The 11,079-nt window shown below is 71.3% G+C and carries 11 protein-coding genes; 4 read left to right on the top strand and 7 right to left on the bottom strand.

Annotation, left to right across the window (positions count from 1 at the left end):
- Positions 1-432 precede the first annotated feature (432 nt).
- From NYP07_RS03655 to puuE, 7 genes are all read right to left on the bottom strand, one after another.
- A complete protein-coding gene (locus NYP07_RS03655) occupies positions 433-1,386 on the bottom strand; it encodes a TonB-dependent receptor (RefSeq protein WP_268147552.1) in 954 nt (317 codons plus the stop codon).
- A gap of 176 nt (positions 1,387-1,562) precedes the next feature.
- Positions 1,563-1,955: a DUF2946 family protein gene (locus NYP07_RS03650; protein WP_268147549.1), complete on the bottom strand. Its 393-nt coding sequence runs from the start codon at positions 1,953-1,955 to the stop codon at positions 1,563-1,565.
- 67 nt (positions 1,956-2,022) lie between these two features.
- Complete coding sequence (locus NYP07_RS03645) at positions 2,023-2,895, bottom strand: endo alpha-1,4 polygalactosaminidase (protein ID WP_268147546.1); 873 nt, start codon at positions 2,893-2,895, stop codon at positions 2,023-2,025.
- A 61-nt stretch (positions 2,896-2,956) separates the two neighbouring features.
- Positions 2,957-4,177 carry an ArgE/DapE family deacylase gene (locus NYP07_RS03640; RefSeq protein ID WP_268147543.1) on the bottom strand — a complete coding sequence of 407 codons (1,221 nt, stop codon included), beginning with the start codon at positions 4,175-4,177 and terminating at the stop codon, positions 2,957-2,959.
- A gap of 15 nt (positions 4,178-4,192) precedes the next feature.
- Positions 4,193-4,636, bottom strand: a complete 444-nt coding sequence (locus NYP07_RS03635; protein ID WP_268147540.1) for a hypothetical protein — start codon at positions 4,634-4,636, stop codon at positions 4,193-4,195.
- 4 nt (positions 4,637-4,640) lie between these two features.
- Positions 4,641-6,386 (bottom strand): 2-oxo-4-hydroxy-4-carboxy-5-ureidoimidazoline decarboxylase, encoded by a 1,746-nt coding sequence (gene uraD, locus NYP07_RS03630; protein WP_378989859.1) that lies wholly within the window; start codon positions 6,384-6,386, stop codon positions 4,641-4,643.
- Positions 6,383-7,348, bottom strand: a complete 966-nt coding sequence (gene puuE / locus NYP07_RS03625; RefSeq protein WP_268147534.1) for an allantoinase PuuE — start codon at positions 7,346-7,348, stop codon at positions 6,383-6,385. The genes uraD and puuE overlap by 4 nt, the downstream gene beginning before the upstream one ends.
- Before the next feature lie 31 nt (positions 7,349-7,379).
- Between puuE and uraH the strand changes: the two genes are divergently transcribed.
- The 4 genes from uraH (at position 7,380) to NYP07_RS03605 (ending at position 11,058) form a co-directional block, all read left to right on the top strand.
- Positions 7,380-7,742, top strand: a complete 363-nt coding sequence (gene uraH, locus NYP07_RS03620) for a hydroxyisourate hydrolase (protein WP_268147531.1) — start codon at positions 7,380-7,382, stop codon at positions 7,740-7,742.
- On the top strand, positions 7,732-8,487 hold the full coding sequence (xdhC, locus tag NYP07_RS03615) for a xanthine dehydrogenase accessory protein XdhC (RefSeq protein WP_268147528.1): 756 nt from the start codon (positions 7,732-7,734) through the stop codon (positions 8,485-8,487). Before uraH ends, xdhC begins: the two co-directional genes overlap by 11 nt.
- A gap of 106 nt (positions 8,488-8,593) precedes the next feature.
- Entirely contained in the window at positions 8,594-9,775 is a 1,182-nt protein-coding gene (locus NYP07_RS03610; RefSeq protein WP_268147524.1) for a urate hydroxylase PuuD, read from the top strand.
- On the top strand, positions 9,772-11,058 hold the full coding sequence (locus NYP07_RS03605; protein ID WP_268147521.1) for a glycerate kinase type-2 family protein: 1,287 nt from the start codon (positions 9,772-9,774) through the stop codon (positions 11,056-11,058). The genes NYP07_RS03610 and NYP07_RS03605 overlap by 4 nt, the downstream gene beginning before the upstream one ends.
- Positions 11,059-11,079: the final 21 nt, after the last annotated feature.

Below are 11,079 nucleotides of genomic sequence, written 5' to 3'. Positions count from 1 at the left end.
AGCGCCACGCGCTTGAGCTGATCCAGCAGATCCGCCTGTAGGCAGTAGCTGGAACTCCGATCTCACGCCAAGTCCTTGTGGCGCAAGGCAATCTCGCTCAACGAGCGCTGGAACTTCGGGTTAGCCAAACAGAAGCCCCGCCCGGCGCGAGCCGGTCGGGGCGCAAGAGCGCTTCACGCCGCCCTGGACACGCCCGTGAGGGCGCATGGGGCTGCGGCGTGGATCACAGCGCAGGCGGCCGTCGCGGGCGACACCGGGCGGTGACGCGGGCGGGCCCTAGCTCATGCTTTCATGGTCGCGGGCGGTTGCGTTCCGCCTCGCCAGGGGCCGCAGCGTTGCCGGGGGCCGTGCACTGGTGACGGGCTGAATCATCTGCGCAGCACGGCGTGAACAATGCCGCGATCAGCCGGGCCGGGCCGGGCTTTTTCCGCGTCAGTAGGCGTAGTGCAGGCCAACGGACGCGCTGAACCGCGGCTCGATCTGCAGGCCGTTGACGCGTTGGTAGACGGGCAGCTGGACGAAGGCATAGGTGCGCAGCCGGGCGCTGAGCGCGGCGGTCAGGCCGGGGCTCAGGTAGGCGAGCGTGGAGCCGGCGTTGGCCGCGTCCGCGTTGGCGCCCGATTCGCGGCGCTCGCTGCGCAGGTTGAGCTGCAGCTGCGGCGTGACGGGGTCGTCGCCGACATAGCGCAGGCCCAGGCTCAGGTTGAGGCCGGCGCCGGGCTTGAACTGGTCCTTGCCGGTCAGCGGCAGCTGCAGCTGGGCCTGCGCGAAATAGTCGAACCTGGCGGCGATGCTGCCGAAGCGGTAGGCGCCCAGCAGCAGGTCGGTGGAGCCGGTGCCGGGCTGCAGGCCGCGGTCCAGCGCCTGGCCGGCCTGGGGGCCGGTGGCGAAGCTCAGGTCCGTGCGGCCGGTGGGCAGCTTCAGGCCGAACTGCAGGCCCCAGTTGCGCTCGCCCGCCAGGCCCTGGTAGCGGGCCAGCAGGCGCACATCGCCGAGGCCCGACGAGCGCGACGTGGACAGCTCGGTGTCGCCCGCGGCCACGGTGCCGTGGCTGCGCTGCAGATAGGGCAGCTGCAGCGCCACGGCCCAGTCGGGCGAGAAGCCGTAGTCCAGCGTCAGCGTGCTGACGTGGTTGGCCGTGTTGCGCTGGATCTCCTGGTCGGCCGGCAGTGCGATGCCGGCGCGGTCCACACGGTTGCTGCCGCTGCGCAGTTCGTCCTGGTTGAAATAGTCGTGGCGCAGGTCGAGGCTGAGGCCGGAGGCGGCGTAGAGGCCCTGGCTGGCCCAGTCGGAGCTGAGCGTGCAGCCGCAGCTGGAGCAGGCCCAGGCAGCGGGCAGGGCGGCGGCCAGCAGGGCGCCGAGGGCGGTCCTTTGCAGTGGGTTCATGGTGGGGTTCCGGCAGGGATGGGACCGGTGCGCGTGTTCGGCGGCAGCGCGGCGCAGGCCGCAGCCGCGCGCACTCGGGGCATCTTGTTCGTGAAAGGCTATGGATCGGAATCGTGCCGTCGCTGCAGCGGCGACGACAAACGCCGGGCCTGGGCGGCCGCGGCAACGCAGTGGACTCAGATCGATGCGGGAGGCGCGCGCGCGCTGGCCGGCCGCCAGGCATGGGCGGTGACCGGCGCGGTCCAGAAGCGCTCGGGCGCCTCCGGCACGAGGTCGTCGCGCAGCAGCAGCAGCCCGGACGTGGCCGGCGGGCCGGCGAGGTCGGCGGCCTGGATGTGGCAGGCCGCACAATGGCCGTGGGCCAGCAGATCCAGCGCCGCCTCGATGGGCCTGGGCCTGGCCGCGTTCGCGGCCGTCGGCGCACGGCACACGTCCTGCCAGGCCGCGACATCGCCCCGCGCATGGGCGAGTGCCGCGCTGATGCCCGGCGCCAGCAGGCCCAGCACCAGCACGGCCAGCCACCACGCGGCAAGGGCGCGGCGGCGGTGTGGGCGATGGGTGGGCGTCATGGCGGGGGCTCGGCGAGGGCCGGATTGTGCCGCGTCTGCCGGCGCGGAAGCACGACGGCGGTGCAGCTCAGTCGCAGCTGAAGCGCAGGCTGTCGTCCAGCTGCAGCGGCAGCACCAGCGTGTGCATGCGCGCCGCGCGTGCGGACTGGCACAGCGCATCGCGCGCGCCGGCCGTGTTCAGCGCATAGCTGCTCGCGTACTCGGCATTGAGGACCGGCTTGCCCGCCGCGATGAAGCCCGCGTAGGCGCCGCATTCGTTGAACTCGTGGCACTGCTCGTTGACCGCGAAATCGAAGGCCGCGCCCAGCGCGTCGAGCTGGACGCTGTCGTTCTTCAGCGCCACGGCCAGGCCGCGGGCATGGGCGGCATCGGCGAGGAAGCGGTTGAAGTCGATCTGGCTGGCCGCGTCGAGCGGGAAGCCGGGGTTGTTCGAATACCCTTCGACGTTGTCGGGCTCGACGCCGTCGCAGCCGCGCTTGGCGGCGAGATCCAGCCGCGCCAGCATGATGCGGCGCACATTCGCCGAGCGTGTGTCCAGCCAGCGCTCGCCGGGCCAGCCCTTCAGCGGGTTGCCCATGTCGGCGGGCAGGAACTGGCCGAAGTCGCTGCGCCAGTCCTCGGAGCCGCCGGCCGAGAAATAGCAGACCACGCGCCGGCCCTTGGCCTTCAGCGCGGCGAGGGTCGCGTCGGGCGCGTCGAAGAGGTCGATGTCGTAGACGTCGACCGCGTAGGAGGTGTTGATCGTGCCGCGCAGCTGCCACTGCCAGCTGTTGTCGACCGACGGCTTCCACCAGCCGGTGGTGCCTGCCGGCGCTGACGGCGCGGGCTGGGCGGCCGCGGCCGGGCCGGTGCCGCCGCCGCAGCCGGAAAGAAGCGCCGCCAGGCCCAGTACCGTCATGCCCAGGCCGTGCCAGCTTCGACCGCGATCCCGACTGCCCATCTTCAACCTCGAAAGCCGATGTGATGCAGCGATTCTTCCAGCTGCTCATGCCGGCTTCGTGTCAGCGCGCGAGCAAATCGGCCAAAGTGCGCGCGACGACCTGGGTTGCGCGCCTCAGATCCTCCAGCGCCAGATGCTCGTCCGCCCGCTTGGCATTGCTCTCCAGCACCGTGCGCGGCCCGGCGCCGTAGATGGCGGCCGGGATGCCCTGGGCCGTGTACAGGCGAACGTCGGTGTAGAGCGGCGTGCCCGAGGTCGGGATGGGCTCGCCGAAGACCGCCTCGCCATGCCTTTGCAGCGCGGCCACCAGCGGCGCCGCGCCGGGCAGGGGCTTCATCGAGCGGGCCAGCAGCAGGCGCCTGATCTCCAGCTTCACCCCGGGGCTCTGCGCGACGGCGGCCTCGATCAGGGCGCGCACCTCGGCCTCGACCTCGGCCGGGTTCTCCTCGGGGATCATGCGGCGGTCCAGCTTCAGCGCCACCTTGCCGGGCACGACATTGGTGTTGCTGCCGCCCTCGATGCGGCCCACGTTGAGATAGGGGTGGGTGATGCCCGGCACCTTGGAGCGCCGCGTCTTCAGCACCTCGTTGTGGGCATAGAGGGCGGTCAGCAGCTTGTTGGCGGCCTGCAGCGCGTCGATGCCGGTCCCGGGATAGGCCGCGTGCGAGGCCTGACCCGAAAGCGTGACCTCCATCTGCAGGCAGCCGTTGTGGGCCGTGACGACCTGGTAGCTGAAGCCGGCGGCGATCAGGAAGTCGGGCCGGGTCAGGCCTTGGCTCAATAACCGGCCCGGGCCGAGTTCGCCGCCGAATTCCTCGTCGTAGGTGAAGTGCAGCTCGACGGCACCCTTCAGTGGCAGGCCGGAGTTCTTCAGCGCCAGCAGCGCGAAGGTATAGGTCGCGAAGTCGCTCTTGCTGACGGCCGCCGCGCGGCCGTAGAGCCTGCCGTCGACGATCTCGGCGCCATAGGGGTCGTGCGTCCAGCCCTCGCCCGGCGGCACCACGTCGCCGTGGGCGTTCAGCGCGATCGTCGGGCCGCCGTCGCCGAAGCGGTGGCGCACGATCAGGTTGGTGATGGACTGCAGGCCGGCGGCCTGCACGTCGGCGGCCGGCACGGCATGCTTCTCGACCGCGAAGCCCAGTTCGGCCAGCAGCTCGGCCGTGCGCTCGGCGTGAGGCGCGTTGTTGCCGGGCGGGGTGTCGGTGGGGATGCGGACGAGTTGCTGGAGGAAGCGGACTAGCTCGTCAAAGTGCGAGGCAATCCAAGTATCCGTTTGGCTCATGTGGAGTCGATTCGGTCAGGTTGCCGGTGACATGCTCAACTTTGCTTTCAGCATTCGGAGCAGTGGTTCGGCATTTGTGTAGTAGGCAGGCAAAGGAATGGCTTGGTGGCCTTCAAAAGTGAGGAAGGTGACATCGAAGCCGAACGACGCTCCGGCAAGCGTCGTGATGCCTCGCAGCTTGTCGACGGGCAAGTGGGTGGCATGCCATGGTGAACGGAGCTGTCGTAGCTCCAACGTGGTGTCATGCAGTCTGATCAGCCGGCCCTTTGCGAGCCAAACCGCCAGAGTCATTGCCGCGACTGTGGCCAGCATCCCCAACCCAAGCCGCCACACGGGCAAGCTAGCGTCGTGCTGAACGGCAGGAGCCCAGAGGTGCAAGCTGAGAAAAACCAGCGCCGTGATCGCAGGCATGAGGGCTTGCAGCGGCGGCATCGATTGAAGTGGTGGCATTGCGCTCATGGGTTTACTGCTGATCTAGCAGTTGTTCGAAGGCCCGCACCGCCAGCTCCGCATCATCCACCGTCACCGACTCCAACGGGTTGTGGCTGATGCCCCCGTTGCCGCCGCGCACGAACAGCATGGCCTGTGGGACAAGCTCGTGGAGCTTCATCGCGTCATGGCCGGCGCCCGAGGGCAGGCGGTGGACGGGCAGGCCCAGCTCGGTGACGGCGGCTTCCCAGCGCGACTGCCAGGCGGCATCGCTCGGCGCGGCGTTGGCGGCCAGCGTGGGTTGCAGCGTGTAGCTCAGGCCGCGCCGCTGGCAGATCTCGTCGAGCCTGGCGAGCACGTCGGCGTCCAGCGCGTCGCGCGCCGCGTCGGTGGTCGCGCGCAGGTCCAGGCTGAAGCGGCAGCGGCCGGGGATGACGTTGATGGAGCCCGAGGGTACCTCCAGCATGCCGACCGTGGCGACCACGTCGGGCACAGCGGCGGCGCGCTGTTCGGCGAACAGGATCAGCTCGGCCACGCCCGCGGCGGCGTCGCGGCGCTGGCCCATCGGCGTCGTGCCGGCGTGGCTCGCCAGGCCGACGATCTCGCCGGTGTAGCGGCGGCTGCCGTTGATGCTGGTGACGATGCCCAGCGGCAGGTCCAGGCCGTCGAGCACCGGGCCCTGCTCGATGTGGACCTCGACGAAGCCGAGGTAGCGCGAGGCGTCGCGCTGGAGGGCCTGGATGCTCTGCAGCGTGCCGGGCAGGCCGGCGGCCCGCATCGCGTCGCGCAGCGTGATGCCGGCAGCATCCAGCTGCTCCAGCCAGGCCGGGTCGAAGCGGCCGATCAGGGCGCTCGACCCGAGGAAGTCGGCCGGGAAGCGCTGGCCCTCTTCTTCCGAGAAGCCGACCACTTCGAGGCCGAAGGGCAGGCGCCTGCCGGTGCGGTGCAGCTCGCGCACGGCCAGCATGGCGACGAAGATGCCCAGCCGCCCGTCGAAGCGGCCGGCGCGGCGCACGGTGTCGTAGTGGCTGCCGGTCAGCAGGCGCTGTTCTCCCGTGCCGTTGTAGACGCCGACGACATTGCCCACCGCATCGCGGCCGACCGCGTCGAAGCCGCAGTCGCGCATCCAGGCCATCAGCTCCGCGGCCACGGCGCTGTGCGTGGGCGTCGCGTAGGTGCAGGTCAGGAAGGCCTCGTCCTCGCTGTGCTCGGCCAGTGCTGCCGCCCAGTCCCACAATTGCTCGCCCAACTCGGGCCGGGCGCCGAACTTGTCGTTCAGCCGGATCTCGGCGATGCGGTGGATCTGGCGCAGGCATTCGGCGCGCTCGACGTCCGGGTGGGCACGCAGCCGGCGCTCGAAGGTCGTGATGATTTCCTGCCGCGTGAAGCCGGTGCCGCGCGGGCCGCGCACGGCCAGGATGAAGGGCCAGCCGAAGCGCGCGTTGTAGTCGGCGTTGAGCTGCTGCAGCCTGGCGAACTCCTCCGGCGTGCAGGCGGTGAGGCCGGCCTTGTGCTGCTCGTGGGTCGACTCGGCCGTCAGCTCGCCAGCCACGGCGGCCTTGCCGGCCAGCTCCGGGTGGGCGTGGATCAGGCCCAGCTGCTCGTCCACCGCGGCCTCGCGCACCACGCGGGCCAGCGCCACCTTGAGCGCGGCCAGGGTCTTGAAGGGGCGGGCCGCCGCGGCGCGCTCGGCGATCCAGGGCGAGTGTTCGTAGATGCCGTCCAGCAGCCGCACAAAGTCGGCCGTGCTGGCGTTGTTGAGGTCGTCGAGTTTCATCATTCCCACAGGAAAGCCGTCCTGGCGTCGAAGGGATGGACCGCCTTCCAATGCCGCGCGATGTCCAGGCGCCGGCAGACCCAGACGCGGTCATGCGCCTCGATGTGGTCGAGAAAACGCTGCAGCGCCCGCATGCGCCCCGGGCGGCCCAGCAGCCGGCAGTGCATGCCGATGCTCATCATCTTCGGCGCGTCGGCGCCCTCGGCATAGAGCAGGTCGAAGCTGTCGCGCAGGTATTCGAAGAAGGGCTGGGCATGGCTGAAACCCTGGGGCAGGGCGAAGCGCATGTCGTTGCAGTCCAGCGTGTAGGGCACGACGAGGTGGGGCGCCAGCTCGCCGTTGGTCTTGCGCACCTGCAGCCAGAAGGGCAGGTCGTCGCCGTAGTAGTCGCTGTCGTACTCGAAGCCGCCGAAGTCGGCGACGAGGCGGCGCGTGTTGGGGCTGTCGCGGCCGGTGTACCAGCCCAGGCCGTGCGGGTCGCGGCCGAGCGTGAGGCGCTTCAGCGAGGCCATGGCCTGGGCCATGTGGGCGCGCTCGGTGTCCTCCTCCATGCTCTGGTAGTGGATCCAGCGCCAGCCGTGCGACGCGATCTCGTGGTCCAGCTCGACGAAGGCCTGGGTGACGTCCGGATTGCGCTCCAGCGCCATGCCCACGCCGAAGACGGTCAGCGGCAGCGCGCGCTGCTCGAACTCCTTCAGCAGCCGCCACACGCCCACGCGCGAGCCGTACTCGTAGATGCCCTCCATGCTGAGGTGGCGTGCCGGGTAGCTGGCCGGGTTGGCCATCTCGGACAGGAACTGCTCGCTGCCGGCATCGCCGTGCAGCACCGAGTTCTCGCCGCCCTCCTCGTAGTTCAGCACGAACTGCACGGCCACCCGCGCGCCGCCGGGCCATTGCGCATGGGGCGGGTTCTCGCCGTAGCCGACGAGGTCGCGCGGATAGCGGGGCGGGTGGGGCGTGTTCATCCCTAAACTTTGCCCCATCTCTGGAGATCCGATGGGCAAGCTCACCACACATGTGCTGGACACCGCCAACGGCTGCCCGGCCGCCGGCATGGCCGTGCGCCTCTACCGCCTGGATGGCAATGGCGCCGAAGGGCCGAAGTGGCTGCTCAGCCAGCGGCTGAACGCCGACGGCCGCGCGGACGGCCCGCTGCTGGAGGGCGCCGGCCTCACGGCCGGGCGCTACCGCCTGGTCTTCGAGGTGGCGGCCTATTTCCGCGCCCGCGGCCAGGCCCTGCCCGAGCCGGCCTTCCTGGACGAGGTGCCGCTGGACTTCGGCATCGCCGACGAGGATTCGCTCTACCACGTGCCGCTGCTGGCCTCGCCCTGGAGCTATTCGACCTACCGTGGCAGCTGAAGCCTGCATTCTCGTCACCGTCGCGCGCACCTCGGGCAGCGTGCCGCGCGAGGTGGGCGCCTGGATGACGGTGGCGCCGGGCGGTATCGCGGGCACGGTCGGCGGTGGCCATCTGGAGTTCGATGCGATCGCCCGTGCCCGCGCGGCGCTGGCGGGCGGCGAGCTGGCCGAGGAACGGCGCTACCCGCTCGGCCCCCGGCTCGGTCAATGCTGTGGCGGCGTCGTCTGGCTGCGCTTCGAGCGCATCGAGGCGGGCGAGGACCTGGCCGCGCGCCTGCCGCGCGAGCCGCTGCGGCCGCTGGCCCTGTTCGGCGCCGGCCATGTCGGCGCGGCCATCGCCCATCTGGCCCGCAACCTGCCGCTGGCCCTGCATTGGGTCGACAGCCGCGAAGGGCAGTTCCCCGCCGAGCCGCCGGCGCGCGGCTGGCGCCAGGAGGTCTGCGACCCGCCGGCCGACGCGGTGGCCGACCTCGCGCCCGGCGCGGCCGTGCTCGTCATGAGCCACAGCCATGCCGAGGACTTCGACATCGTCGCCGCCTGCCTGAAGCGCCGCGACCTCGCCTTCATCGGCCTGATCGGCAGCCGCACGAAATGGGCGAGCTTCCGCCGGCGCCTGGCCGCGCGCGGCCTGGTCGAGGACGATCTGGCCCGCGTGGTCTGTCCCATCGGAGTGCCCGGCGTCGTCGGCAAGCAGCCCGCCGTCATTGCGGTGGCGGTGCTCGCGCAAATCCTCGCTCTGCCATGAATACACTCGCCGCCTGTCGCAGCGGTGTCGAGCCAGTCGGTGGCTTGCGGGTGCGACCCTAGGGCCTCACGGCAAGCGCCGTGGCGGGGCCGTGGAGAAGCGCAACTTGGACATCTATCTGCTCGACTGGGCCAATCTGCTGCTGCGCTGGCTGCACGTCATCACCGTCATCGCCTGGATCGGCGCGTCCTTCTACTTCGTCTGGCTGGACAACCACCTCGTCAGGCCCGCGGCCGACGACCTCAAGGCCAAGGGCGTGGACGGCGAACTCTGGGCCGTGCACGGCGGCGGCTTCTACAACCCGCAGAAGTACATGGTGGCCCCGGCCAACCTCCCTCAGGATCTGCACTGGTTCTACTGGGAGAGCTACTGGACCTGGATGAGCGGCTTCGCGCTGTTCGTCGTGCTCTATCTGTGCAACGCCGGCCAGATGCTGGTCGACCCGCGCGTCTTCGCCTGGGGCGCGCCCTGGCAGGCGGTCGTGGCGGCGCTGGTGTTCCTGCTGATGGGCACGGTGGTCTACGAGGCGGCCTGCCAGGCACTGGGCCGCAAGCGCGAGGGCGGCATCAGCCACGACGGCCGCGTGCTGGCCGCGGTGGCCGTCTTCATGGTGTTCGCGAGCTGGCTGGCCTGCCATCTGTTCGCCGGGCGTGCGGCCTTCCTGCTCGTCGGCGCGACGCTGGCGACGATGATGACCGGCAACGTCGCGCACTGGATCATTCCGGGCCAGCGCAAGCTCATCGCGCAGATGCGCGCCGGCCAGAAACCCGACCCCATCCACGGCCAGCGCGGCAAGCAGCGCAGCGTGCACAACACCTGGTTCGGCCTGCCGGTGCTCGTCGCCATGCTCAGCAACCATTACGGCATGCTGCACCAGCACGCGCAGAACTGGGTCGTGCTGAGCGTGCTGATGGCCGCGGGCGTGGCCATCCGCGTGTTCTTCGTCAAGCGGCACAAGGGCGCCGACAGCTGGGGCGCCGTGGCGCTGGCTCTGGCGCTGCTGGCGGGGCTCGTCGCCTGGATGGCGCCGGGTTCGCAGGCGGCGATGGGCGCCGCGCCGGTGAGCCTCGGGCAGGTGCAGGCCGTCGTGGCGCAGCGCTGCGCCGCCTGCCACAGCGGCGAGGCCGCGCAGAAGGGCGTGCGGCTGGACTCCGCCGAGGGCCTGGCCGCGCACAAGGCGCAGGTCTACCAGCAGGTCGTCGTGCAGCGCGCCATGCCGCTGAACAACGCGACCGGCATCAGCGACGAAGAACGCGCGCTGATCGGGCGCTGGGCGCTGCAGCCATGACCCTCGACCCGCGCGCGCTGCTGCGCCAGCTCTACGACGTGGCCGTCGCGCGGGCGCTGCCCGGGCGCGTGCTGGCCACCCACCTCCCGCCGCCGCCGAAGGGCCGCACCCTGGTTCTCGGCGCCGGCAAGGCGGGGGCATCCATGGCCCAGGCGCTGGAAGCCGCCTGGCCGGCCGACGCGCCGCTGTCGGGCCTGGTCATCACGCGCTACGGCCACATCCCCGGCGGCTGGCGGCCGCGCCGGCTGGAGGTGGTCGAGGCCGCCCACCCCGTGCCCGACGCCGCCGGCCTGGCCGCCACCGAGAGGCTGCTGGCGCTGGCCCACGGCCTGACGGCCGACGACCTCGTCATCTGCCTGATCTCCGGCGGCGGCTCGGCGCTGATGAGCCTGCCGGCGCCCGGCCTTCTGCTTTCCGACAAGCAGGCCGTCAACCGCGCGCTGTTGAACAGCGGCGCGGCCATCCACGAGATGAACTGCGTGCGCAAGCACCTGTCCGGCATCAAGGGCGGGCGGCTGGCCGCGGCCTGTGCGCCGGCGCGCGTGCTGACCCTCGCGATCAGCGACGTGCCGGGCGACGACCCTGCCGTCATCGCCTCCGGCCCGACGGTGGCCGACGCGACCGGCTGCGCCGATGCGCTGGCCATTTGCCGCCGCTATCGGCTGGACCTGCCGCAGGCCGCGCGCGCGGGCCTGGAGTCGGGCGCCTTCGAGACGCCCAAGCCCGGCGACGCGCGCCTGGCGGGGCACGAACTCGTCATGCTGGCCACGCCGCAGATGAGCCTGGAGGCGGCGGCCGAGGCGGCGCGCGCCCAAGGCCTGGCGGCCCACATCCTCAGCGACGAGATCGAGGGTGAGTCGCGCGTCGTCGGCGGCCTGCACGCGGCGCTGGCCCGCGCGGTCGCGCGGCGCGGCCAGCCATTCGCCCGGCCCTGCGTGATCCTGTCCGGCGGCGAGACGACGGTGACCGTCGACCCGGCGCTGCCCGCCGGCAAGGGCGGCCGGGCCACCGAATTCCTGCTCGGCTGCGCGCTGGCGCTGCAGGGCGAGCCCGGCGTCTTCGCGCTGGCCGCCGACACCGATGGCATCGACGGCGTCGGCCCGCATGCCGGCGCGTTGCTGACGCCCACCAGCCTGGGCCGCGCCCGCGCGCTGGGCTTGAGCCCCCAGGCCCTGCTGGACGCCCACGACAGCGCCAGCTTCTTCGCGCCGCTGGGCGACCTGCTGGTACCCGGGCCCAGCTTTACCAACGTGAACGATTTCCGCGCACTGCTCGTGCTGTAGTCCTAGACTGATTCGCCAAGC

This window comes from Pelomonas aquatica (assembly GCF_026712205.1).
GTDB classification, from domain to species: Bacteria; Pseudomonadota; Gammaproteobacteria; order Burkholderiales; family Burkholderiaceae_C; genus Pelomonas; species Pelomonas aquatica.
Note: the sequence above shows the minus strand (reverse complement) of the source record. Positions and strands in the feature narration are given on the sequence as shown.